Origin of the sequence: Nocardioides agri (genome assembly GCF_013778305.1) — a bacterium.
Lineage (GTDB): Bacteria > Actinomycetota > Actinomycetes > Propionibacteriales > Nocardioidaceae > Nocardioides > Nocardioides agri.
Map to the genome: position 1 here is coordinate 897,155 of NZ_JACEIC010000002.1, position 23,283 is coordinate 920,437.

Consider the following 23,283-nt stretch of genomic DNA (forward strand, 5'->3'; position numbering starts at 1 on the left):
CTGCCCGACGCGACGAGGAGGAGCTGCATGGCTGCCAACGGCCGGACGCAGTCACGACGACGCGCCCAGCTGAGCCGCGACTCGATCCTGGAGGCCGCGTTGACCCTGACCGCCGAGGGCGAGCAGGTGACGTTCCGTGCGCTCGGCGGCGCCCTCGGTGCCGACCCGACGGCGGTCTACCGCCACTTCCGCGACAAGGACGAGCTGGTCCGCGCGGCGTACGACCGGATCATGGAGAAGGCGCGCGCGGAGGTCGACGAGTCGAGTTCCTGGCGCGAGCAGATCCGGCAGCTGGCCATCCTGTCCTGGGAGAACAGCGAGCAGCACCCGCACATCGCGGTCGATGCCCCGATCCTCACGACCGGTGGGCCCGGAGAGCTCGGGTGCATCGACCTGATGCTGGGCTGCCTGCGCGCCGCGGGGCTCGGCGACCGGGACGTCGTGCGCTTCTACGGCGTGATCGGCAGCTACATCCTCTCGATCTCGGCGAACATCTCCGCGCAGAAGCTCGCCGCCGCCGACCAGGGCACCGACATCAACACCGCCTGGCTCTACGACGTCAGCGGCATCGACGCGACGCGCTACCCGAACGTCGCCGCCAGCCGCTACGAGCTCGGCGAGCTGTCGAACGACGACGTGTACCTCACCGGCATCGACGTGCTGCTCGACGCCGTGGAGGCGGCCGCTCAGGCGGAGGCGCCGACCGTCGCCAGGGCGAGGCAGAGGTAGGGCTCCACGGTCTGCCCGGCTGTCGAGAAGCCGGCCCCCGACGCGGCTCCCGCGCGAGCGCGGTGGTCGATCCCGGCGGCGATGACGGCCACCTTGTAGTAGGCGAGGGCGAGGTGGAAGTCCCAGTCGGCGAGCGGCACTCCGCCCGCGCCCTCGTACGCTCCAGCGAGGCTCGCGGCGGACGGCAGGCGGTCGCTGGTCCACGCACTCGGGCCACCGACGATCAGGTCGAAGGTGGGGTGCCGGTAGGCGCACATCATCGCGACGTCGGCGACCGGGTCACCCAACGTCGACAGCTCCCAGTCGACCACCGCAGCCACTCGCCAGTCGCCCGCGCCGTCGCGAGCCAGGATCGTGTTGTCGATCCGGTAGTCGCCGTGCACGACGGAGGTCGCCCGCTGCTCGGGCACGGCCGCCTCAAGCCGCGACGCGACCTCCGCCGCCAGCGGGCCGAGCTCGCCCGCACCGACGGTCTCCCACTGCCGTGACCACCGACGCAGCTGGCGCTCGGCGTACCCGTCGGGACGACCGAAGCCCTCGAGACCGACCGCGACCGGGGACACCCGGTGCAGCGTGGCGAGCGTGCTCACCAGCGACGTGACGACGTCGCCCAGCTCGCGGTCGTCGAAACCGTCGAGCTGCGCCTGGGTCTGCACCGCGGTGCCGTCGACGAAGTCGACGACGGTGAACGGGATCCCGATCGCTGTCTCGTCCTCCACGAGCACGACCGGCGCGGCGACCGGCACGTCGGTGGCCGCCAGCGCCGCCGTCACCCGGAGCTCCCGGGCCACATCGTGCGCCGACGGTGTCCGGCCGACGCGGGGCGGGGTCCGCAGGATCCACCGCGACGCGCCGTCGGTGATCGCGTAGGTCAGGTTGGACCGGCCACTCGTGATGAGGGTCGCCTCCAGCTCGCCGGTCACCTGCCGCCCGGCGCCACCGATCGCAGCCGCGACGACGCGCAGGTCCTCCGACGACAGGTCCGGGCTCATCCGGCGAGCTCGCGGACCGCCCGCTTCGCGATCGACCAGCGGTGCACCTCCGACGGGCCGTCGTAGATGCGGAACGGGCGCAGCTCCCGCGCGATCTTGGCGACCGGGAGGTCCTGGGAGACCCCGAGCCCGCCGCACAGCTGGGTGGCGCGGTCGACGACCCGGTACAGCGCCTCGGCGGCGAACGTCTTGGCGATCGACGTCGCCTTCGACGCGCGCCCGCCGGCGTCCAGCTCGGCACATGCCTGCAGGAGGAGGGCTTGGGTGGCGGCGAGGTCTATCTCGTTGTCGGCGATCTGCTGCTGGGCCATCCCGAGGTCGCACAGCCGGGACCCGAACATCTGCCGCTCGGCGGCGTACCTGACCGCGGTCTCGTGCGCGCGGCGGGCCGCACCCGACCAGCGCATCACGTGCGTCATGCGTGCCGGGCCGAGCCGGACCTGCGCGTGCGCGAACCCGCGACCGACCTCACCGAGGACGTCCTCCTCCGGGACGAAGAGGTCGTCCAGCACGACCTCGCAGTGTCCGCCGATCATCGAGCGGTCCATCGTGTTGATGTGCCGCTCGACCCGGATCCCGGGCGCCGAGGCGGGCGCCAGGAACATCGTGGCGTCGGCGCCGGTCCGCGCCATGACGATGAAGAAGCCGGCACCGTCGGCGCCGGTGATGAAGTGCTTCCGGCCCGAGATGATCCAGCCCCCGTCACCCGGCACCGCTTGCGTGGTCAGGTTGCCGGGGTCGGAGCCGGCGCCGGGGGCAGGCTCCGTCATCGCGAACGCCGAGCGCAGCTCCCCGGCGACGAGCGGCCGGAGGTAGCGCTCCCGCTGCCCTCCGGACGCGACCTGGTCGAGCAGGTGGACGTTGCCCTCGTCGGGCGCGTTCGCGTTGATCGCCATCGCCCCGAACAGCGAGTAGCCCGCCGCCTCGAGCACCGGCGCGCGCTCGACCATCCCGAGCCCGAGGCCGCCGTACTCGACCGGCCCGTGGGGCGAGAGCAGGCCGGCGGCGCGCGCCTGGGCCTGGAGCTCCACGCGCAGCGCGTCGCCCCCTGCGGCCTCGACGTCTCCGTCGTGCTCGTCGTCGTGCGGGAGCACCAGCCGCTCCACGAAGTCGCGTGTCGCCGCTGCCAGATCCGTCGCTGTTGCCACCACTACCCCTTGCCTACTGAGCGTTCGCTCAGCACTGTGGCAGGATGCTCCCACCTGGTCAAGGCAGCAACGAGGAGAGCCCGTCCCATGCACCGGATCACCGTCCAGTACTTCGACCCCGCCGACCCCGGAGCCTTCGAGGCCGTTTACCGCGAGCGGCACGTGCCCCTCGTCAAGGCCCTCCCCGGCCTCGAGCGCTTCACCCTCAGCCTCCCCGGCGGGGGTGCGCCGTACCTCGTTGCGGAGCTCTGGTTCGCCGACAGCGACGCCATGGTGGCCGCGCGCAGCTCCGCCGAGATGGCGGCGGCCGGCGCCGACGCCGAGACGTACGAGGTCGGCCGGCGCGTCATCTTCGACGGAGCGGTCGAGGACGCGTGATCGGGAAGATGGGACCCGCCCCGGTCGTCACCACTTCCTGCGGACTGTGAGCGGTCGCATCCCCTGACCTGCGCACACGCCCCATTCGGACATTGAGGCGGCTGTCAGGGCGCCATCCGGTCCCAGGGGCGCAGCGTCCGCTGCAGGTGCACGACCGGGTGAGGTCGACACTGAGGTCCTTCTCGATGTAGTGGCCCTCGGTGACCGCGCTCGACCTGGCGACTACGGCTCGGGGGCAATCTATTCACCCGACGGCCGATCGACTACCTACCAGGCCGACCTCGACGGCGGCTGGATCTACAAGAGCGACAGCGACGTCAAGCACGTCGTCCGTCGGACTCACCCGCGGCCGGCGGGAGCAGACCGGCGCGCGCGAGCGCGCGCGCGACGGTGTCCACGAGCCCGTCCGCGTCGACGGTCGTGACCACGACCCCGTACGCCATGGCGACGCCGAGCAGCAGGTCCTCGGTGGTCAGCGATGCATCGACTCGCCCTGCGGCGATGGCGCGCTCGAGCGGCGCTGAGAGGAGCGCCTGCATCCGGGTGCCGCCGTCGTAGTCGGCGTGCTGCCGGCGCTGGTCGACGAACATCTCGATGAACGCGCGCTCGAAGATGGCGAGCTCGATGAGTCGCTGCCACATCTGGAGCACCGCGTCCGGCGAGTCGGCAGCCGCGAGCTCCTCGAACTCGTGCCAGTGCGACTCGAAGGCTGCGAAGGCCAGGTCCAGCCGGGAGGGGAAGTGGCGGTACAGGACGCCCTGACCGACGCCGGCACGCTGGGCGACGGCGCTCAGCGGGGCGTCGTACCCGCGCTCGCCGAAGACCTCTCTGGCCGCCGCGAGGATCGCGTCCCTGTTCTCGCGCGCCGCGGCCGGTCCACGGTTGGGCTTCGCGGGCACTCGGGGCACACTGATAGCGTAACCGGACACCATTGTCCGGTTACGCGTTGTCCGGTTCCGATTCCGATTCGATCGGGGATGCCATGGAGTTCGACACGACCTTTGACGTCGTGGTCGTCGGGACGGGCGCGGCGGCATTCGCCACCGCGCTCGGCGCGATCGACGAGGGCCTGTCGGTGTTGATGCTCGAGAGCACCGCGAAGTGGGGCGGCAACAGCTCCATGTCGGGGGGCGGGATGTGGCTCCCCGACAACCCCCTGATGAGGCGCGCCGGGGTCGGCGACTCGCGCGAAGCGGCACTGGCCTACATGGAGGCCACCATCGGCGAGGTCGGCCAGGCGTCCGGCGCGGCCCGCAAGGAGGCCTTCGTCGACGGGGTCGCGGACTTCGTCGAGACCGCCGAGAAGCACGGCATGCGCTTCGAGCGCTCCACCGACTACCCCGACTACTACCCCGAGCTTGCCGGCGGCAAGATCGGCCGCGCCATCGAGCACGCGATCTACGACCTGCGCCGCATCGGCGACTGGGCGAAGTCCATCCAGGTCGAGGTCGCCATGCCGATCAAGAACGACGACGTCTGGCTCCTCGGCCGCGCGTGGTCGACCCCGGCCGGGTTCCGCCGCGGCGCGTCCTTCGTGGGCCGCACCCTGGCCGAGGTCGCCCGAGGCCGCAAGCCCGCCGGCATCGGCGCCGCCCTGACCTCCTCCTTCCTCGAGGCCGTCGTGCTCAAGGGCGGCGCCGACCTGTGGCTCTCCTCGCCGCTCGAGGAGATCCTCGTCGAGGACGGGACGGCCGTCGGCGTACGCACGACGAAGGGTGGCCGCCCGTACTCCGTCGGCGCGCGCCGCGGCGTGATGCTCGCCGGTGGCGGCTTCGACCACAACAAGGCCTGGCGGCGCAAGCACCACGGCATCGACGGCGACCCCTCGGGCGCACCCGGCAATCTGGGCCGCCCGATCGAGCTCGCCGTCGAGGTGGGCGCGGCGACCGAGCTGCTCGATGACGCTTGGTGGGGCGCCTCGACCGCGCCCACGTCGGCCTCCGGGCCGACGTTCCTCGTCGGCGAGCGCTCGTTCCCCTACAGCATCATGGTCGACGCCGAGGGCGACCGGTTCGCCAACGAGTCGGAGTCCTACGTAGACCTGGGACACCACATGCTCGCGCACGACGCCGGCGGCACGTACTGGATGATCGCCGACCGCCGGCACGCGCGCCGCTACCTGCGCAGCTATGCGCTCGACCCCAAGGGCAGCAGGGCGATGAAGGCCGAGGGGGTCCTGCTCAGCGACGACACGATCGCCGGTCTCGCCACCCGGATCGGCATTGACCCGGCCCGCCTGGAGGCCACGGTCACGAGATTCAACGGGTTCGCCCGGGCGGGCGTCGACGGCGACTTCGGCCGCGGCAACTCGGCCTACGACCGCTACTACAGCGACCCGCTCGTGCACCCCAACCCCAACCTCGGCCCACTCGAGAAGGGCCCGTACACCGCCGTCAAGGTCGTGGTCGGCGACCTGGGCACCAAGGGTGGCGTCCTGACCGACCCCGACGGTCGCGCGCTGCGTGAGGACGGCACCGTGATCGAGGGTCTCTACTCCGCAGGCAACAACTCCGCCTCGGTCATGGGACGCACCTACCCGGGTCCCGGATCGACCCTGGGACCCGCGGTCGTCTTCGGCATGCGGGCCGCGCGCCACATGGCACGGAACAAGCCACGGAACAAGCAAGGAAAGAACTGACATGGAGCTGGAGAACAAGGTCATCGTCGTCACCGGCGGCGGCAACGGCATCGGTCGCGAGGTCGTCCTCGCGCTGCTGGCCCGCGGGAGCCGGGTCGCGGCCCTCGACCTGAGCGAGACCGGCCTCGCCGAGACTGCCGACCTCGCCGGCGCTGGCGACCGGCTGACCATCCACGTCGTGAACATCACCGACCGCCAAATCGTTCTGGCGCTGCCGGAGCAGATCGCCGCGGCCCACGGGCAGGTCGACGCTCTGATCAACGTCGCGGGCATCATCCACGACTTCAAGCCCGTCAACGACCTCGCCTTCGAGGACATCGAGCGGGTCATGAACGTGAACTTCTGGGGCACCGTCAACACCGTCAAGGCGTTCCTCCCCGGACTCCTCCAGCGGCCGGCCGCCGCGATCGTCAACGTCTCCTCCATGGGCGCCTACGGGCCGGTGCCCGGCCAGACCGCCTACGGCGCCTCCAAGGCAGCCGTGCGGCTCCTGACCGAGGGCCTCTACGCCGAGCTCATGGAGACCCGGGTCCAGGTGACGGTCGTCCACCCCGGCGGTATCGCGACCAGCATCACCGACAACTCCGGCGCCGCAATGCCCGAGGGCGTGGAGAACATGGACGACAAGCGCCGCACGGAGCTCGAGGCCAAGCTCACCAGCCCGCAGGAGGCGGCCCGCCAGATCATCGAGGCCGTCGAGAAGAATCGGCCCCGGGTGCGGATCGGCACCGACGCCAAGATGCTCGACCGGCTGATCCGACTGATGCCTAGCCGCGGGATCGGCATCATCAGGAAGAACATGGAGAAGATGCTCGGCTAGCACGGTGACGTCCGCAAACAGGGGTCCCGAACCCTCCAGGGCCCGCCCCCCGCGCGCCGGAGGACGCCAACGTGTCCGTTCAGCAGACACTGCCCAGAGAATCGCCGACGTTCCCCGCGGAGTGCCAGCCTCATTCCTCGTCGTCGGTGATGCGTCCGCCGACGAATCGGACCCAACCTTTCAGCTGCGCCGAGGGTGGACTGGTCATTGGAGAACCCGGGCGCCCTGGCGGACCTCAACGGTGTCGACGACGACTGCGACGGGACCGTGGGCCAGGGTCTCGAGCCTGCCCTGACGACTGCTGGACGCCGTCGAGCGATCCCCCGACCGAAGCGACGACCTGGTCACGGCATCGGAACCACTCAACCCGTGCACGTGAGAACTCCACACCTGGACGCTCCTTCCGGGCGCTGTCTACCTGAATAAGTGGTGACTCCCTCGTCACCGTGTTTCACCCGCGGCCAACGGGTGCAGGGTCGCCCACGCCAATCGCGGTGAACGAGCTTCACGTCTCCGCGCCCACTCTGCGTTCAGCAACCGCTGCACTTCGCCCAGAATGTCCTGGGGGAGGCATGGCGTGCCGTCCGACGAACTCCGCGTCGGACGTGCGCGCGTGGCCGAGGCTCTCGAGCAAGGGCACGCGTCCGCGCCCGATCGGGAGCGTCGAAGCACCTGCACAGCGTCGAGGTGCGTCCCTACGCCCCCGACCTCGTGAGTCTTCGGCACGAGTTCGGCTCGTCAACTCCTGAACCGGCACCGCGTTCCGAGCGATGGGCGGTGTGTGGGGACGCATTCACCGTCCGGGGCAAGGAGCTCCCTGGGAGATGCGCTGGGTTCGTAGCCCCGGGAGGGTCCTCAGCGCAGTCGGGTCTGGTACGTCACTCGCGTGTAGTCACTGACGTTGCCGGCTGCGTCGGTGGCCATCAGCCCGATGGCCACCGAGCTGCGGCGTCCGGTGAGCACGCCGGCGGTCGCGAAGTAGTCGCGGTCAAGCGTGACCGTCCACGATCCGCTGCTGTCTGCAGTCGCCGTGCGGCAGGCGTCGGAGGTCGCGTCATAAACGGTGACGATCGCGCCGGGGCTGGTGGTGCCGGTCAGCGTGACGGGGATCGAAGTCAGGGTCGAGCCGGGGGCGGGGCTGAGGACAACCGGCGTGGCCGGCGGCACCGAGTCGACCGTGATGGTCACGGAGTCCGTCACGGTCCCACCACCGGCGGACATGCTGGCGCTCAGGGTGTGCGTCCCGTCGGAGAGGAAGAAGTTGGTGCGCCACTGGCCGTCCAGGCACTGGCGGCGCTCGTTCTCGCCGCCGTCCACGGCGAGGACGACGTAGAGGTCGCCGACGCACGTGCCCTCGAAGGGGACGAAGGCCTGCTGGACGCTGCCGTCCCCGGGCGAGGTGATGCTCAGGCTCGTGTCGAGGAGCTCCACGGTGTGGACGATGCAGTCGCTGGCGATCGGGTTGCCCTGCCAGTCGGTCTTCTGCGCACAGATCTCGTGGGTGCGGTCCTCCCGACGAGCAAGAGGCCATCCATAAGTGGCTGCGTCGAGGATTCGTGTTCAAGGACGGCAAGCCGGTCGACCGACGTCAGCGGGATGCGGACGCCGAGCCGCCCGAGGCGTTGCCCGGGGACTGGCGGACCGACCCTCCATGGCGTCGAACCCCGCCGGAGCTCCAGAGGCTGCTCCGCCGGCGTTGGTGGATGCGACAGGTCCTGCTACCTCACCTGCTCGCATTCCTGATCGGCGGCGCGCTCTTCGTGCTTGCCGCCGCAGGGTGGTCCGGGTTCGCCGACCTGGGTCTCTGATCTGCACTTCGGAACTACAAGCGCCATCGACATCGCCCGTTCCGGAATCGAGTTGTATCTGTTCGCGATCGTTGTAAGCGCTCCGCGCTCTACACGGAACACACGAGCCTGGCGGTCGGCCATGCACGCCCACGCCGTCATCGGACCAATCCACCCATGGCTGCTACCACCTGCTCAATCCCTGATGAGTCGACCCCGATCCGCGTGTACGTGCCCGCCCTGAGCAACGCCGTCCGACGTGCCCTCGAGCACCGCGAGTTGGCCGACCTCGCTGCGGTTAGTCGGACTGTGAGCTATCCGCTCCTCAGCGAACAGGAAAACTCCCTGGAGGCCCAGCCCCGCTCAACCGAGCCAAGTGCGGCTGTTAGGACTGATCTCTGATGGGAACGATCGACACAAGTGTGTCGTCGTCTCCCGTCAGGGATCGACACCGGCGTGCGGCAGTGGTAGACCGAGTGGATGAAGGGTCGAGGGGCGACCTGACGGTGCTGGTCCATCCGGGCATTCGACCGGGGTCACTGGCGCTGGGCCTCCCCCGCACCAGCTCTACTGAGGCGAGGGTCGAGGCGTCTCAGGAGGGCCAGCTTGCGACCATCGCCGAACTGGCGTGTGCCGATGGTGTCATCAGCCGGGCCGAGGCCGACCTGTTGATTGAGATCGGCGCGAAGCCGTTGGACCCGGCGTCGGGAATTGGTGAGTACGGACGCGATCCTCAGACGGGTGCGCACTTTTCGAGATTGACCGTCGGCGGTCTCGCCATTCAGATGTACATGGGAACCGCGGCAGAACGAGATGAAGCCTTCGTCGCCGTTTACCAGCGCTACCTGACCGCGGCGCTCGCCCAGTCCGGTGCGCAGCGGTTGTACGCATCGGAGCCGAAGCGCCTGTGGCGGACCGTGAACGACGACGAGAACGTTCTCACCAAACAGATGCGAAAGGCGCGCGTGCGCGAGGTGGTGTTCGCGACCGAACGGGTCGACCTCACGTCAGAGGTCGGCTGGAACAGGCTCGCCGAGTTGCAGCAGAAGGCCGCTGAGGACCGCGACTTCCTTGTCCGCAAGCTCACCGAGAGTCGCGCCAGGCAGGAGGCTCAACGCGATCGCTGGGCGCGTCCACAGGCTCCCCCTCCCGGCTATCGGTTCGTGGGCAACCGACAGATCGAGGTCGATCTGGAGGTCCGGGAGGTTGCACTGCGGCACGTCCTGCCGGCCCTCGAAGAAGGGGTCGCGATTATGGAGGCTCGCCGGCTCCTGCGGGAGTTCCGCGTCGTGGGACCGAAGCGGAGCGGAACCGGCGCGTGGCGGGTCCTTGAACCGCACGAACCCTACCCGGACGGCTATCTGCCCGACGTTCGAGCATTCTGCCGTGGCATCGATGCCTGGATCTCAGGCGTTTTTGAGGCGAAGGAAAGCTGCCCGCTGAACGCGGAGGAGTACCTGCGGGAGACCGTCGTCCGGACTGGCGACGGTCGCGCCTACGTGATCACCAAGTTCCGGGTCGGCGCACTCGACCTCTCCCCCGCCGAGATCGACATGGCCCGCGCCGTTCAACGGCGGCTGGAGACGCCCCAGAAGATCAAGCCACGGATGCGGCGCTCGCCGTACTCAGGCATGACGTACCCCGGCGCGGACGGCCAGTGGCGCCTCCGGGCGTTTCGCGAGGAATCCGGCGAGCGTCGCTACGCGGTCCACGACCATGCCGGGAAGCGAGTCGGTGTGATCAACGCCGACTTCGAAACAACGCTCGCCGATCGAGTCGCTACAGCCGTGGCCGCCGGCGCATTGGCGTCGAGGGTTGACGCCCGAGCCGTCCCGTTGGAGTGGCGGCGGTGGCTGAGCGACGGTTCCCGCGACATCCAGACGCTGTCGGACGCGGTCGAGACCCTTCGAGAGCAGGTCGAGTACGCCGTCGAGCGGAGCACGAAGGCCGCAACCGCGACGCTGCGAGACAAGTACGGGAGGGAGGCCGACGCCTTGGGGGCGCGCCTCGACGCGCTCGAGCACAGGTTGAGCGAACTGCAGATCTCTGTGCCCAAGGAGGAGGACTGGCGGATCGAGTCAGACTTGGTGCCACGGGCATTGGCGACGCTGGCGCACGGCACCAGCCACGACGACCACACCTTCCCACCCCTGATTCAGACGCTGCTGCCGATCAGCGTGGTTCCAGATGCTCCCGGGCTGATGAGGATCAGCGCGGCGCTGCACGCCCCGACAAACCGCGGCATCGCCGCCTTCGAGCCCATCGTCGTCACGGTCCCCGACCTGAAGTCGCAGTACCTGGGGACACCCGGCGAAGTCGAAGGCCGAGCGCTCCGGGCTGCCTGCGACTGGCTCGAAGCCACCGAAGATGCAGATCTGCGTGACTTCGCCGGCCCTCTCGTCGAGACCGGTCGAGCAGCGCGCCACTGGATGACCAGTGCACTCGCTACGCACATGCCCAAGTCTGCGGCTTCTTGGATCATGCTGCACCCGGTCCACGCGTCTCGAACTGCCGTCGCCAGGGCCATCAGACAGCGCGTCTTCGCCGTCGGCACGACGCTCACGGACTTCGAGCGCCGGATCTGCGAGACCTACGTGGAGGGCAGCTTCGGCCGCATGCCGCAGCGGGGCTTTCTGATCGAGACCGCGGACGCGCGCGCGTTGGAGACGCTCGTGCTCGAACACAGCGGCACTGCGTCCACCATGGAGCTACGGAGTTCGTTGGAGCGACGGGGAGCCCGCCCGAACACGGCACGGCAGCGCGTCGACGAGGCGATCGGCCGCGGGGTGATCGACGTACACCGCGGTGAGGGTCGGGTTCGCTCTGTTTCCGTCAGGCAATGCGCCTGCGGAGGGGCCTTCACCCTCTACGTCGCCGCACCCGAGGTTGCGGCTGGACTCTTGTGCTCCGCGTGCCTCTCCGATCCCACCGGCATGCAGTTCCCCGCCCAGTACGCGGAGCTAACTGGTGACTGTACGCATCTCCTCGATGAACGTCGCGAAGACGTTGTCGAACGGCGCGCGGCCGTCCGCGGGGCGAGCTCCGGCCAAGCCGCACGTGCACGCGCACGCGTGTACGGCTTCGAGGTCGCTGACCAGGGCAGGCCGCCCAAGGCAATCACCGCCGAAGTCGTACGGCTCGACGGGTTGGTAGAGCGGCTGCTCGCCATCACCCACGGCCAAGGGGGCGCGGCACCGGAGCAACTCTCCGAAGCGTGGAGGCGAGCTGCGGACCAGGCACGCAGCCTCCCGCCTTCCTTGGACAGCTCCGATCTGGAACGTCTACTCAACTACGGAACCGCCGCGGACTGGCGCCGCCGAGCCCGGCTCGTCGGCTTGGACACACCCGCCCGAGGGACGATCTCCATGCCTCTCAGATTGGCGATCGTGATTGCCGAAGGCTCGCGCGCTGGTCTGGACGCTGCTCCCTAAGCTCGCGGCATCCCCGGGGCGGCACCCCGCATGCGCGCAGCCGGATCATGGGGCAACGGCGTCCCGGCGGACGTCTGCCGAGGTGCTGACGCTGGACCTACGCTGACGCGGCTTCGGGAAGTCGTCCCAGTACTCGGCGTAGCGGGACTCGGACACGGCCCGGAAGCTTGGTGAGCCACAGGGCCTCGTCCGTCATCGCTTTCCTCTCGACCGGCGACGCAACCCGAGGTCTGATCGATCCGTGTCGCTATCCCAGTGCACCGGGTTCGGTTTCCGTTCTGCCTGGTCAGGCTACGCGGCGTTGCACCGGGCAGTCGTCCGCCGTTTCCGGCGGCCCCGAGCCGCGGTGAGGTCGGCCCGATCGACCGAGCTCCTGGTGACGTAGGCGCGTTCGCCGGTGCCGGTGGGGAGGGCGGTCAGGAGCCCGGTCGTGACGAGGCGCCGGACGGTCTGGACGGGGACGCCGAGGCGGGCGGCGGCCTGGTCGTGGGTGTAGCCGTCGGCCTCGAGCCGGCGGCGCCGGGAGACCCAGGCGGTGAGGCCGGCACGGGTCTGCTCGGGCACCAGGGTGATGTTGCCCCGCCGCTCCAACGGGAGCCCGAGGCGGTGCGCGGCCTGGTGCAGGTTCGAGACGCCGTAGCCGAGCTCCTCGGCGAGCTCGGCCATCGTGGTGCCGGCGCTGAGGGCCGCGCGCAGCGCCTCGACGTCGGCGAGGGCGGCGCAGCGCTGGTCGGCGCGGCCGCCGGGCAGCGGCCGGCTGGGCAGGGTGCCGTCGCGCAGGTAGCGGCGGGCGGTGATGACGCTCAGGCCGAGGTAGGCGGCGACCTGTTCGGCGTCGAGCAGGTCGGTGCCGGCGTCGGCGGGGGTGATGAGCCAGCCCGCTTCGAGGAGCTGCGCGTCGATCTGGTCGGCGCGGGCGGCGAGGGCGGGCTGGTTGCCGGTGGTACACCGCACGGCGGTGGGCACGACCAGCCGGGCCGCGACCGACGGCGGGAGCTCGGCGTCGATGGCGCCCTGGAGGGCGTCGGCGACCTGCAGCAGCGGCGCCGCAGCGGGGTCGTCGAGCAGGTAGTGCCGGTGGTGCACGTCGGTGCCGGCGAGGTGCCCGAGGTGCCGCATCCGCACCCACGCGGGGAGGTCGGCGACCGCCATCTCGGTGCCGACGGCCTTGCGGAGGTCGTGCGGGATGGGGAGCTCGCAGCCGTCGACGAGATCGCTGGACACGTCGAGCCCGGCCCGCTCCGCGGCCGTGGCGAACCCTCGCCCGAAGCTGCCCTGGCCGGAGCCGGCGCCGGTGAGGTCGGGGATGAGCCGAGCATCCGGGTCGACCGCGCCGTCCGGGCCGGTGTGGAAGACCTCGATGACCAGCTGGATCAGCGCCATCAGCGCGACCGGGATCGGCACCAGCCGCACGGACTGGTCGGTCTTGGTCCGGCCGACCTCGTGCTTCTTGGTGATCGTCCCGTCGACGTCGCGGTCGAGGAACATGCGGCCGCCCTGTCGTGCCACGACCAGCAGTCCCCGGCCGGACCCGTCCGGAACGGGGTGGACGTCGCCGACGTGCAGACCAAATCCTTCGCTGATCCGCAGGCCGGTCGTGCGCAGCAGCCAGACGACGAACTGGTGGACGGCGTGCAGCTCGGCGGCCAGCGCGGCGGTCTCGGCGAGCGTGAGCGCGCGCTTCGGCGTCTTCCTGGGCCGCTGCGTCGTGGGAGTCGGGACGGTGTCCGGTCGCAGCAGCTGTGGCTGGTCGAGGACATGCCAGGCGTAGCCGAGGACGTCGTCCAGAAGCCGGCGGTGGTCGCGGAGCACGTCGGCGGCATAGCCGATCAGCTGACCACCCGCAGCGGGGTCCTGGCGCCGGTTCAGCGGCCCCCGGATGGTGCCGGCCCATTGGCACAGGATGTCGAGGTAACCGGCCCGGGTCAGGGTGCCGGGCGTCAGGTCCCGCTGCTCGAAGTAGCGGGCGAGGTGGTCGGCCTGGCGCCGCTGCTCGACTTCGCGGTCGGGGCCGGCCCGGCGACTCAGGGTGAACCGCTCGTGCAGGAGCGCCTCGGCAGCGGCGCGGAACGAGACCGTCCCCGCGCCGTCACCGGTGCTCTCGTGGGGCGTCCCCGAGGTCGGCGCCTCGGTGGTGTCACCGGCGGTCGCGGCGGTGCGCGCCGCGAGCCACTCGGGCTTGCGGAGGATCGGCCGGCCGGCCCGGCGGGCGGCGAGGGCGTCCTTGAGCCATGCCTCGGCGTGGTCGCGGCCGGGGAAGGTGGCGCGGGCCCGGCGGGTGCTGCCGGTGGCCTCGGGGAGGTCGGCGGACCAGCCGGTGGCGACGGGCCGGATGCGGCCGGTGAGCGGGCGTCCCATCTCAGGCCGCCTTTCCGGTCGCGGCGGCCAGCGGGTGGGCCGGGGAGGCGAGCTGGGTCTCCAGGAGGCGGCTCAGCAGGTCGCGGTGGGAGTCGCGGTGGAAGTCGCGGTCGGCGATGACCAGGGCGAGCTGCTGCTCGAGGCCGGCGACCTGCGCCTCGAGGGCGGCGGCCCGGACCGCGAGCTCCTGCCGGGCGGTGTCGGTGGCGTGCTGGAGCGCGGCGGCTTCGCGGCCGTGCTTCGCGGTCGCCACGGTCTCGGCCACGTCGACCAGTGCGTCGGCACCCAGCAGGCCGGCGGCGACCAGGTCGGTGACGGGGATGAGGAGGGTGCCGCGGTTGTCGCCGTCTCGCGTGAACGTGGCGAGCGTGCCGTCCTTGATCCGGCGCTTGATGGTGTCGACGCTGGCGCCCGTGGCCTGCGCGGCTTCGCTCTTGGTCAGGGCGGCGTCGGGCCGGTACCTCGGGGCGGGCTGCTGGGCGAGCTGCTGGGCGGGCTGCTGGGCGGGCTGCTGGGAGGGCTGGGTGGGGACGGACATCGGTGCTGCTCCTGCGTCGGTGTGATCGGACGCAGCAGACCGGTGCTCATGCGGACATGGGGGGCAATGTCGACCGCAACCGGGGGCAGACCGGGGGAAGGCGAACTCCCCCATGGTCGCCGGGAGCCGCTGAATCGGGGGCAGGGTCGAGGCTCGGAGTGCCCCCGGTTGCCCCGGGTCTGCCCCGGGTCGAGAGCGCGACGCCCGACTCGTGGCCGTCGGCACCGGGTGCAGGGTCGGGGCCGGTCGGGGGCAACCGGGGTGACCGGGGGCAACCGGGGGCACGCTGGACCCGATCCGGACCACAAACGCGCCACAAACCCCGTCCGGGAGCACGCCGCGGGGGCCGGAAGGGGCCGAAATGCGCAGGACCCCGGCCGGGGGCCGGGGTCCTGTCAGGCTGTCGCAGCCTTGATTTGTAGCGGGGGCAGGATTTGAACCTGCGACCTCTGGGTTATGAGCCCAGCGAGCTACCGAGCTGCTCCACCCCGCGTCGGTGATCCCAACCTTACAGACCGGGGTGGGGCGAGCCAAATCGGGGTCGGATCTCGGGCGCTACTCGGCCGTCGCGGACTCCGACGGGCTCGGGCTGGGCTCCTCGGTGGCGCCGCCGCCGGACGCTTCGGGGTCACGCTGCGCGGAGAGCGCGAGTGCCTCCTCGATCGCGTCCTGGGCGTCGTTGACGTGCTCCTGGTAGGCACCCAGGTCGCCCTCGGCGAGGGCGTCCTGAGCGGCGCTGTAGGCCTGGTTGGCCTCGCGCAGCAGGCGCTCGATCCGGACGTCGATGCTGCCGGTGCCGCCGCCGTCACCGCCACCACCGCCGCCGCCGCCGGGCTCGGTGGGCGTCTCGGAGCCACCACCGGTCTCGCCGACCAGCTGCCGGAGCGCGTCGTAGAGCGTCGGGCCGTAGCCGATGTCCCCGCCGAAGCTGACCAGGACGTAGCGCAGGATCGGGTAGCTCGACTCCGAGCCGGCCCGGCTGGCGTAGACCGGCTGGACGTACATCAGCCCGTCGTTGACCGGCAGGGTCAGCAGGTTGCCGAACCGCGGCTCGGCTCCGCTTCGGTTGAACTGCGCCAGCAGGTCCGCGATCTCGGGATCGGACTGGAACGTGTTGGCGACCTGTCCGGGCCCCTCGACCGGGTTGCCGGTGGTGGGCAGCTGGAGCACCCGGATCGCGCCGTAGTCCTCGCTGGTCGCGTCGGAGTCGACCGAGACGAACGAGGCCAGGTTGTTCTTCTGGTAGGGCACGTAGACCGAGGTGACTGAGAAGACCTCGGACGCGCTGTCGCCCGGGTTGTCGATGTAGAGCCGGTACGGCGGCTGGAAGGTGCCCCGCTCGTACGGGTCCTCGGGGACCTCCCAGCGGTTGTTGCCCTGGTAGAAGTCGCCCGGGTTCGTCACGTGGTAGCGCGCGTACTGGTAGCGCTGCACCTGGAAGAGGTCCTCGGGGTAGCGCAGGTGCTTCATCAGGTCATCGGAGATCTCCGACTTCGGCAGCACCGTGCCGGGGAACGCGTCCGACCACGCCTGCAGGATCGGGTCGCTCTCGTCCCAGGCATAGAGCTTGACCTCGCCGCTGTAGGCGTCCACCGTCGCCTTGACCGCGTTGCGCATGTAGTTGATCTCGTCCGTCGGCAGCGTCTGCAGGCCGGTGTCGACCTGCAGCGAGTCGTCGGTCATCTCGTCGAACGAGTCCTTCTCGGCGTTCGGGTAGCGGTCGGTCGTCGTGTACCCGTCGATGATCCACTGGATCCGCCCGCCGACGATGGCGGGGTACGGGTCGCTGTCGACGGTCAACCAGGGGGCGACCTCCTCGACCCGGTCGCGCGGGTTGCGGTTGAACAGGACCCGGCTGTCGTCGTTGACCCGCCCGGAGAGCACGAAGTTGGGCTCGCCGTACTTCACCGCGAACATCAGCTGGTTGAAGAGGCTGCCGACGGCGGCGTCGCCGGAACCGTCGTACGTCGTGGTCGTGTCGTCGCCCGCGTCCCCGCCCGTCGGCAGGTTGAGCTCGACGTCGCGGGCACTCTCGGAGGTCTTGCCGACGATGGAGTACTCCGGGCTCTCCTCGCCGTAGTAGATCCGGTCCTCGAACTCGCCCACCGACCGCGCGAGGCCGTCCTGGTCGCTGCCGAGGCCCTGGGCCCAGACGATGCCGGCGTCCTGGCTGCTGCTGTCGGACTCGGCGTTGGCGATCTGGGCGCTGTTGTCCTCCGGGCGCTGGTTGGCGTAGGCCGCGATCACGCCGTTGCCGTGGGTGTAGACGGTGTGCAGGTTGGACCAGTTGCGGTCGCTGGACGGGATGCCGTTCTGGTCCAGCTCGCGGACGCCGAGCACGAGCGCGCGGTCGTTGCCGGCGATCTCGTAGCGGTCGACGTCGAGCACGTCGGCGACGGAGTAGTAGGCGCGACCCTGCTGGTTCTGCTCGAACGCAGCGCGCACGAGCTGCGGGTCGACCAGCGGGATCGACGCGGTCTTCTCGTCGACCGTCTTGAGCGGCGCTCCCCCGCTGAGCACCGTCGAGGGACTGAACTCCTCGACCTCCACGTCGTTGATGTCGTACGCCGCGCGCGTGGCCTTGATGTTGGCCTCGATGTACGGCGCCTCCTTGTCCGCCTCGGAGGGCTTGACCTGGAACTGCTGCACGATGCCGGGCCAGATCAGGCCGAGCAGGATCGCCGAGACCGCGAGCAGCGCGAGCCCGACCGACGGCAGCAGCCAGGTGCGCCGCCAGATGTTGATGAAGAAGAGCACCGCGCAGATGATCGCGATGCCGAGCAGGATGTTCTTGGCCGGCAGCACCGCGTTGTGGCCGGTGTAGTTCATGCCGGTGATCCGCGGGCCGGACCGGGTGACGAGGTCGAAGCGGTCGAGCCAGTAGTCGGCGGCCTTGGCCAGCACGAACAGCCCGAGCAGCACGGAGAGCTGGACCTGCGCGGCGCCGGAGAGCCGGTCGCGCGAGGTCTGCAGCCGGATGCCGCCGTAGAGGTAGTGGACGACCGCGGCGGCGATCAGCGCCACCACGAGCACCGCCATCGTGAAGTCGACCAGGTAGTGCAGCCAGGGCAGCTCGAAGACGTAGAAGCCGATGTCCTTGCCGAACCAGCGGTCCTTCTCGCCGAAGGAGCCGCCGTGGCGCCACAGCAGGTAGGAGCGCCACTGGCCGATGGCCGAGCTGCCCGCGAACGCGCCGAGCACCACCGAGATGCCGACCAGCAGCCAGGTGCGGATCGGCGTGACGGCGTCGCGGTAGCGGTCCAGGCCGTTCTGCTCGGGCGAGCTGGGCCGGAAGAAGGGCCGGAACCGGAACGCGAGGTACATGTTGACCCCGACGACGATGCCCATCAGCGCGCCGAAGACGAGGAACAGCCCGGTCCGGGTCCAGAACATGATGCTGAAGACCTCGCCGTACCCGCCGCTCTTGAACCACAGCCGGTCGGTGTAGAGCCGCGCGAAGGTGGAGAGCCCGAGGAAGAGCAGCACCATCACCACCGCGGTGACGATCAACGCACGGGAGCGTCGCGAGCTGCGCGGCTGCATCGGCCGCTCCTCGTCGAACACCTCACTCATGGCGGGCCACTCCTGTCTTCACGCGTTCTCGTCGGGGTCGTCGTCGTGCAGCGTCGCGACCAGCAGCTCGAGCAGGCCGGGCACGAGGTCGCGCCCGCCCACGACCGACTGGTCGTCGTCGTGGGCGCGCAGCCGGAGCGCGCAGTACGTCGCGCCGGCACGGGTCGCACCCGCGACCATGCGCACCTCCTGCCGGTCCGGGTGCTCGCGCGCGAACTCCTCGGCCGCGGCCGGGTCCTCGGGGATCTGTCCGTCGACGTCGGTCGGCAGCACCAGCCGCTCGACGACCGCGGCGCAGCCGGCCACGCCGGGCGGCCAGCCGATCGACTGAAGGACCGTCTCGAGGAGCTGGTCGGGCGCGAGCTGGTCCTGCTCGACCGGGGTCAGCGACCCCTTGGCGGCCGACTGGTCGAGGCCCATCGCGGCGGCCAGCGCCGGCTCGTGCGCGACGAGCTCGGCGGTGTCGACCAGCGCGTAGAGCCGCGCCGGCTGGTCCCACCCGGCGCCGGCGTGGTGGCTCTCGATCTCCAGGACCGCGGCGGCCAGCGCCGGGTCGACGTCCTCGAAGCCCGGCAGCTCGGACTCGTCGTGCTCACTCATGCGGTCTCACTCATGCGGTCTCACTCATGCGGTCTCACTCATGCGGCATTGTCCCCACAGGTAGGCAGGTCGGCGTCGGGGTCCTTCACCCACGCCTCGATCGACTGGATCGCGCTGTGCGTCGTCGCGGCCTCGACGAGGCGCATGTCGCCGTTCTGCGCGCCCAGCGCCTCGTCGCAGTTGTCGGGCGGCACCAGGAAGAGCTGCGCGCCGTCCTCGCGGGCGCCCACGATCTTCTGCTGGATGCCGCCGATCGGACCGACGTTGCCGGAGGCGTCGATGGTGCCGGTCCCGGCCACGGCCTCGCCGCCGGTGAGCGAACCCGGCGTGAGCGTGTCGTAGATGCCGAGGCTGAACATCAGCCCGGCGCTCGGCCCGCCGATGGCCGGGTCGATGCCGATCGTCACGTCGACGGGGAAGTCGTCGGTCTGGGTGCCGAGCTGGATGCCGATCTGGGTGCGCCCGTCGACCTCGAGCGGCGTCACCGTCACCGAGCGGCGCTTGCCGTCGCGGCGTACGACGATCTCCAGCGGCCGCCCGGCCGGGGCGCCGGTCACGGCGGCGACCACGTCGTCGGTCGTCTCGACCTTCGTGCCGCCGACCTCGAGGATCACGTCGCCCGTCTTCAGCTCGCCCTCGGCGGGCGCGCCCTTCTCGACCCCGGCCACCACCGGGTCGGTCACGTCGTAGCCCAGCTCGGTCAGCGCCGCGGCGGTCGCCGCGTCCTGGGAGGAGGTCATCTCGGCCTGGCTCTCCTCCTTGTCCTGCTCGACGGTGCCCTGCTCGGGGTAGACCGCCTCGAAGGGGTAGACCGCGTCCGACGGGCTGATCCAGGCCGCCATCAGGTCGAAGACGGTGTTGTGCGCGTCGCGCTGGGAGACGTAGACGGTGGTCATCCGCAGCTGGCCGTCGTCCTCGTACGTCGGCTTCCCCTCGACGTCGATGATCGGCTCACCCTCGTCGTTGTCGCCGAGCACGTTGACCGTCAGCCCCGGCTTGTAGGTGACGTAGGGCAGCGACTCGAAGGCCGCGACGACCGCGAGGGCAAGCAGCAGCGGCACGGCCAGGATCCCGGCGAGGGTGCGCTGCGTCATGGCGCAAGACTGACAGACCGGCCCAACGCTCGGCGGTCGGGTCAGGACGCGCGTCGCGAGGGCCGGACGGCGATCCCCGTGCTGCGGTCCTGCTCGGGACGGGGGGCGGCGTACCCGGGCGCCGGGCGCGACCGCCGCTGGTCGGGCTCCAGGGCCCCCGCGAGCCGGCGGACGGCGACCTCGCGGTCGACCTCGCCCCGGCCGGCACGACCGGCCCAGGCGGCCCAGATCATGGCGACGACCGTCGCGACGGCGGCCGGCAGCAGCCAGAGCAGGATCTCCACACCCCGAGGGTACGGAGCGCGGCGCCCGCCGGCGCGGACGTGCTACGGCGTGCCGACCCACTCCTCGGTGCCGTCACCGAACCGCTGGTGCTTCCAGATCGGCACCTCCGCCTTGAGGGTGTCGATCAGGTCGCGCGACGCCGCGAACGAGTCGCCCCGGTGCGCCGAAGTAGTGGCGACCACGACCGCGATGTCGCCGATGCCGAGCGTGCCGACCCGGTGGACCGCGGCGACGCCGTGCACCTCGTGCGCGGCGGCGACCCGCTCGCACACGTCCCGCAGGCGGTCCAGCGCGGAGGGGTGGGCCGAGTAGTCGAGGCCGGTCACTCCCTTGCCGGCGTCGTGGTCACGCACCCGGCCAACGAAGAGCACCAGGCCACCGGAGGCGTCGTCGTCCAGGGCGGCGAGCACCTCGGCGACGTCGAGCGGGGTCACGCGCAGGTCCACGAGCCGTACGGCGGAGGTCACGGCCCGACCCTAGCCCGGCGGCGGGACGTGGTGGCGGCGCGTACCGTTGATGCCATGAACGACTCCCCGGGCGACGGCGGCGAGAACAACCCCTTCAAGGGCACGCCGTTCGAGCAGCTCTTCGGCGGCGCCGGCGGCGCCGGCATGCCGGACCTCTCCCAGTTCTTCAGCCAGCTCCAGTTCCTCATGCAGCCGCACGACGGCCCGCTGAACTGGGAGTTCGCGATCGACACCGCGCGCAAGACCGTCGCGCAGCAGCCCGACCCCTCCCCCACGCAGCGGCAGATCGACGCCGTGGCGGACGCCGTGCGGCTGGCCGACCACTGGCTCGACGAGACCACGGCGTTCCCGTCCGGCGTCACGTCCACCGCGGCCTGGAGCCGCGCGGAGTGGATCGTCGGCACGACCGACGTGTGGAAGGTCCTCGTCGAGCCGATCGCCGAGTCCTCGGTCCAGGCGCTCGGCGGGGCGCTGCCCGCGGAGGCGCAGGCGATGTCCGGCCCGCTGATGGGCATCCTCGGCAAGGCGATGAGCGGGATGCTGGCCTCGCAGGTCGGGTCGGGCCTCGGGACGCTCGCCGGCGAGGTGCTCAGCGTCTCCGACATCGGGCTGCCGCTCGCCGCACCCGGCAGGGCCGCGATCGTGCCCGCCAACCTCGCCGCGTTCGCGGCCGGCCTCGACGTCACCGAGGACGACGTGCTGCTCTACCTCGCGCTCCGCGAGGCCGCCCACCAGCGCCTGTTCGCCCACGTCCCGTGGCTGCGCGGGCACCTCATCGGCGCGGTCGCGGAGTACGCCCGCGGCATCGAGGTCAACGCCCAGGGCATGCAGCAGCGCATCGAGGAGCAGATGCGCGGCCTCGACCCGACCAACCCCGAGGCGATGCAGCAGCTGCTCGAGGGCGGCCTCTTCGACGTCGAGCGCTCCCCCGCCCAGGAGGCCGCGCTGCAACGGCTCGAGGTCACCCTCGCCCTCGTGGAGGGCTGGGTCGACGAGGTCGTCAGCCAGGCGACGGAGGAGCGAATGCCGGCGGCCGGCAAGCTCCAGGAGGCCTTCCGCCGCCGCCGCGCGGCCGGTGGCCCGGCCGAGGAGACCTTCGCGACGCTGGTCGGCCTCGAGCTGCGCCCGCGCCGGCTGCGCGACGCCTCCACGCTCTGGGGCTCGCTGCGCACCCGGCAGGGCACCGAGGCGCGCGACGGTGTCTGGATGCACCCCCACCTGCTGCCGTCTGCCGCGGACCTCGACGACCCGCTCGGCTTCCGCGAGGACGCCACCGCGCTGCCCAAGCTCAGCGACGAGGACTTCGACGCCGAGCTGCGCAAGCTCCTCGACGGCCCGGCCGAGACCGAGGAGTGACGCTCCACGCCGATGCGCTCGCCGTCCTCGACGGCTGGCGCGCGCCCGACGCCGAGCAGGAGCGGCTCCGGGTGCGGTACGTCGAGCACCTGCGCGCCCACCCGGACGGGATGACCCGGGACTGCCGGCCCGACCACATCACCGCCAGCACACTGGTGCTCAACGCGGACGGCGACGCCGTGCTCCTCACGCTGCACGCGAAGGCACGGGCCTGGTTCCAGCTCGGCGGGCACTGCGAGCCGGGCGATGCGACGCTCGCGGCGGCGGCGCTGCGCGAGGCCGTCGAGGAGTCGGGGATCCCGGGCCTCGAGCTCGACCCGGTGCCGGTGCAGCTCAGCGAGCACGCCGTACCGTTCTGCGGGCCGACCGGCGACGTGCACCACCTCGACGTCCGATTCCTGGCCGTCGCGCCGGAGGGTGCCGAGCACGCGGTCAGCGACGAGTCGCTCGACGTGCGCTGGTGGCCGGCAGCGGCGCTGCCCGAGCCGGAGCCGGACCTGGTGGCGCTCGTCGACCTCAGTCGACGTCGGGTTCGAGGTGGTCGCTCGGCGGCGGGTCCAGCCGCGCCGCCGTCGACCAGCCGATGAGGAAGCCCTTCGCGCGCTCGGCCTGCGGGTAGCGGTCCACCCAGCCCCAGAAGTTGGCATCGTGGCCGGGCTCGAGCAGGTGCGCGAGCTCGTGCACCAGGACGTAGTCGATCACCCAGGCGGGCATGCCCTGCAGCCGCGCCGACAGCCGGATGGTGCGGTCGCCGGGGGTACAGGATCCCCAGCGCGAGTTCTGGTTCTCGACCCAGCGCACCGACTCCGGTGCGGCGAGGCCGCCGAGGTAGCGGTCGTTGAGGTCGTGCGCGCGGCGCAGCAGGTCACCGTCGCTCGGCTTGCGCCGGCGCTCGGAGCGCTCGAGCCGGGCGAGCATGGTCTCGACCCACTCGGCCTCCTCCTTGCGCGAGAGCGAGGCGGGGATGAGCACCACCACCCGGTCTCCGTCGCGGTACGCCGAGACCGTGCGGCGCCGCCGCTTGGAACGGCGGACCTCCACCTCTGGCCGCTCCGTCCGCACGGCCGCCTCACGCCTCGCCATGGCTCG

At 71.1% G+C, this 23,283-nt stretch carries 20 protein-coding genes and 1 tRNA gene; 8 read left to right on the plus strand and 13 right to left on the minus strand.

From position 1 onward, the window contains the following. Positions 1–27 precede the first annotated feature (27 nt). Positions 28–729 carry a TetR/AcrR family transcriptional regulator gene (locus HZF07_RS08865; protein ID WP_157341006.1) on the plus strand — a complete coding sequence of 234 codons (702 nt, stop codon included), beginning with the start codon at positions 28–30 and terminating at the stop codon, positions 727–729. Here HZF07_RS08865 and HZF07_RS08870 read toward each other — a convergent pair. Both HZF07_RS08870 and HZF07_RS08875 read right to left on the minus strand, forming a co-directional pair. Beyond that, positions 687–1,721 carry a phosphotransferase family protein gene (locus HZF07_RS08870; protein ID WP_157341008.1) on the minus strand — a complete coding sequence of 345 codons (1,035 nt, stop codon included), beginning with the start codon at positions 1,719–1,721 and terminating at the stop codon, positions 687–689. The genes HZF07_RS08865 and HZF07_RS08870 overlap by 43 nt on opposite strands. Continuing rightward, positions 1,718–2,869 carry an acyl-CoA dehydrogenase family protein gene (locus HZF07_RS08875; protein WP_309504668.1) on the minus strand — a complete coding sequence of 384 codons (1,152 nt, stop codon included), beginning with the start codon at positions 2,867–2,869 and terminating at the stop codon, positions 1,718–1,720. Before HZF07_RS08875 ends, HZF07_RS08870 begins: the two co-directional genes overlap by 4 nt. An 87-nt stretch (positions 2,870–2,956) precedes the next feature. Here HZF07_RS08875 and HZF07_RS08880 point away from each other — a divergent pair, with 87 nt between their 5' ends. Further along, positions 2,957–3,247 (plus strand): EthD family reductase, encoded by a 291-nt coding sequence (locus HZF07_RS08880; protein ID WP_157341010.1) that lies wholly within the window; start codon positions 2,957–2,959, stop codon positions 3,245–3,247. Between the two features lie 317 nt (positions 3,248–3,564). Here the strand turns inward: HZF07_RS08880 and HZF07_RS08885 are convergent, their stop codons facing one another. Then, positions 3,565–4,155, minus strand: a complete 591-nt coding sequence (locus tag HZF07_RS08885) for a TetR/AcrR family transcriptional regulator (protein WP_309504669.1) — start codon at positions 4,153–4,155, stop codon at positions 3,565–3,567. A gap of 74 nt (positions 4,156–4,229) precedes the next feature. Between HZF07_RS08885 and HZF07_RS08890 the strand changes: the two genes are divergently transcribed. Together HZF07_RS08890 and HZF07_RS08895 are read left to right on the plus strand one after the other, a co-directional pair. Then, positions 4,230–5,885: an FAD-binding protein gene (locus HZF07_RS08890; protein WP_157341013.1), complete on the plus strand. Its 1,656-nt coding sequence runs from the start codon at positions 4,230–4,232 to the stop codon at positions 5,883–5,885. Position 5,886: 1 nt separating this feature from the next. After that, positions 5,887–6,705, plus strand: coding sequence for an SDR family NAD(P)-dependent oxidoreductase (locus HZF07_RS08895; protein ID WP_157341015.1), 819 nt, complete (start codon positions 5,887–5,889; stop codon positions 6,703–6,705). Between the two features lie 855 nt (positions 6,706–7,560). Here the strand turns inward: HZF07_RS08895 and HZF07_RS24370 are convergent. After that, complete coding sequence (locus tag HZF07_RS24370) at positions 7,561–8,136, minus strand: Ig-like domain-containing protein (protein WP_157341017.1); 576 nt, start codon at positions 8,134–8,136, stop codon at positions 7,561–7,563. Positions 8,137–8,261: 125 nt separating this feature from the next. Here HZF07_RS24370 and HZF07_RS08905 point away from each other — a divergent pair, with 125 nt between their 5' ends. Further along, positions 8,262–8,513 carry a hypothetical protein gene (locus tag HZF07_RS08905; RefSeq protein WP_157341019.1) on the plus strand — a complete coding sequence of 84 codons (252 nt, stop codon included), beginning with the start codon at positions 8,262–8,264 and terminating at the stop codon, positions 8,511–8,513. A 380-nt stretch (positions 8,514–8,893) separates the two neighbouring features. Then, the gene (locus HZF07_RS08910; protein ID WP_157341021.1) at positions 8,894–11,923 is read left to right on the plus strand and encodes a hypothetical protein; all 3,030 of its coding nucleotides are present in this window, start codon (positions 8,894–8,896) and stop codon (positions 11,921–11,923) included. A gap of 291 nt (positions 11,924–12,214) precedes the next feature. Here HZF07_RS08910 and HZF07_RS08915 read toward each other — a convergent pair whose 3' ends face one another. From HZF07_RS08915 to HZF07_RS08950, 8 genes are all read right to left on the minus strand, one after another. Continuing rightward, on the minus strand, positions 12,215–14,281 hold the full coding sequence (locus tag HZF07_RS08915; protein ID WP_157341023.1) for a tyrosine-type recombinase/integrase: 2,067 nt from the start codon (positions 14,279–14,281) through the stop codon (positions 12,215–12,217). A gap of 1 nt (position 14,282) precedes the next feature. Continuing rightward, positions 14,283–14,819: a hypothetical protein gene (locus HZF07_RS08920; protein ID WP_157341025.1), complete on the minus strand. Its 537-nt coding sequence runs from the start codon at positions 14,817–14,819 to the stop codon at positions 14,283–14,285. A gap of 419 nt (positions 14,820–15,238) precedes the next feature. Further along, a tRNA-Met gene (locus HZF07_RS08925) sits at positions 15,239–15,312 on the minus strand. Between the two features lie 62 nt (positions 15,313–15,374). Then, positions 15,375–18,392 carry a UPF0182 family membrane protein gene (locus tag HZF07_RS08930; protein ID WP_157341027.1) on the minus strand — a complete coding sequence of 1,006 codons (3,018 nt, stop codon included), beginning with the start codon at positions 18,390–18,392 and terminating at the stop codon, positions 15,375–15,377. 18 nt (positions 18,393–18,410) lie between these two features. Continuing rightward, a complete protein-coding gene (locus HZF07_RS08935; protein ID WP_198346370.1) occupies positions 18,411–18,992 on the minus strand; it encodes a PPA1309 family protein in 582 nt (193 codons plus the stop codon). A 38-nt stretch (positions 18,993–19,030) separates the two neighbouring features. Beyond that, positions 19,031–20,086 carry a YlbL family protein gene (locus tag HZF07_RS08940; protein ID WP_157341029.1) on the minus strand — a complete coding sequence of 352 codons (1,056 nt, stop codon included), beginning with the start codon at positions 20,084–20,086 and terminating at the stop codon, positions 19,031–19,033. A 41-nt stretch (positions 20,087–20,127) separates the two neighbouring features. Continuing rightward, a complete protein-coding gene (locus tag HZF07_RS08945; protein ID WP_181644960.1) occupies positions 20,128–20,370 on the minus strand; it encodes a hypothetical protein in 243 nt (80 codons plus the stop codon). 42 nt (positions 20,371–20,412) lie between these two features. Continuing rightward, the gene (locus tag HZF07_RS08950; protein WP_181644961.1) at positions 20,413–20,838 is read right to left on the minus strand and encodes a molybdenum cofactor biosynthesis protein MoaE; all 426 of its coding nucleotides are present in this window, start codon (positions 20,836–20,838) and stop codon (positions 20,413–20,415) included. A 54-nt stretch (positions 20,839–20,892) separates the two neighbouring features. Here HZF07_RS08950 and HZF07_RS08955 point away from each other — a divergent pair, with 54 nt between their 5' ends. Continuing rightward, positions 20,893–22,194 carry a zinc-dependent metalloprotease gene (locus tag HZF07_RS08955; RefSeq protein ID WP_157341031.1) on the plus strand — a complete coding sequence of 434 codons (1,302 nt, stop codon included), beginning with the start codon at positions 20,893–20,895 and terminating at the stop codon, positions 22,192–22,194. Next, the gene (locus HZF07_RS08960) at positions 22,191–22,781 is read left to right on the plus strand and encodes an NUDIX hydrolase (RefSeq protein ID WP_181644962.1); all 591 of its coding nucleotides are present in this window, start codon (positions 22,191–22,193) and stop codon (positions 22,779–22,781) included. The genes HZF07_RS08955 and HZF07_RS08960 overlap by 4 nt, the downstream gene beginning before the upstream one ends. Here the strand turns inward: HZF07_RS08960 and HZF07_RS08965 are convergent. Beyond that, entirely contained in the window at positions 22,711–23,277 is a 567-nt protein-coding gene (locus tag HZF07_RS08965) for a M48 metallopeptidase family protein (RefSeq protein WP_157341033.1), read from the minus strand. The two genes, HZF07_RS08960 and HZF07_RS08965, sit on opposite strands and share 71 nt — an antisense overlap. Positions 23,278–23,283 lie beyond the last annotated feature (6 nt).

What these genes read in the sequence shown, in the direction of transcription:
- HZF07_RS08865 (WP_157341006.1), top strand. Translation starts at nt 28, where the DNA reads ATGGCTGCCAACGGCCGGACGCAGTCACGACGACGCGCCCAGCTGAGC.
- HZF07_RS08870 (WP_157341008.1), bottom strand. Translation starts at nt 1,721, where the DNA reads ATGAGCCCGGACCTGTCGTCGGAGGACCTGCGCGTCGTCGCGGCTGCG.
- HZF07_RS08880 (WP_157341010.1), top strand. Translation starts at nt 2,957, where the DNA reads ATGCACCGGATCACCGTCCAGTACTTCGACCCCGCCGACCCCGGAGCC.
- HZF07_RS08890 (WP_157341013.1), top strand. Translation starts at nt 4,230, where the DNA reads ATGGAGTTCGACACGACCTTTGACGTCGTGGTCGTCGGGACGGGCGCG.
- HZF07_RS08895 (WP_157341015.1), top strand. Translation starts at nt 5,887, where the DNA reads ATGGAGCTGGAGAACAAGGTCATCGTCGTCACCGGCGGCGGCAACGGC.
- HZF07_RS08910 (WP_157341021.1), top strand. Translation starts at nt 8,894, where the DNA reads ATGGGAACGATCGACACAAGTGTGTCGTCGTCTCCCGTCAGGGATCGA.
- HZF07_RS08915 (WP_157341023.1), bottom strand. Translation starts at nt 14,281, where the DNA reads ATGGGACGCCCGCTCACCGGCCGCATCCGGCCCGTCGCCACCGGCTGG.
- HZF07_RS08920 (WP_157341025.1), bottom strand. Translation starts at nt 14,819, where the DNA reads ATGTCCGTCCCCACCCAGCCCTCCCAGCAGCCCGCCCAGCAGCCCGCC.
- HZF07_RS08930 (WP_157341027.1), bottom strand. Translation starts at nt 18,392, where the DNA reads ATGAGTGAGGTGTTCGACGAGGAGCGGCCGATGCAGCCGCGCAGCTCG.
- HZF07_RS08935 (WP_198346370.1), bottom strand. Translation starts at nt 18,992, where the DNA reads ATGAGTGAGCACGACGAGTCCGAGCTGCCGGGCTTCGAGGACGTCGAC.
- HZF07_RS08940 (WP_157341029.1), bottom strand. Translation starts at nt 20,086, where the DNA reads ATGACGCAGCGCACCCTCGCCGGGATCCTGGCCGTGCCGCTGCTGCTT.
- HZF07_RS08955 (WP_157341031.1), top strand. Translation starts at nt 20,893, where the DNA reads ATGAACGACTCCCCGGGCGACGGCGGCGAGAACAACCCCTTCAAGGGC.
- HZF07_RS08965 (WP_157341033.1), bottom strand. Translation starts at nt 23,277, where the DNA reads ATGGCGAGGCGTGAGGCGGCCGTGCGGACGGAGCGGCCAGAGGTGGAG.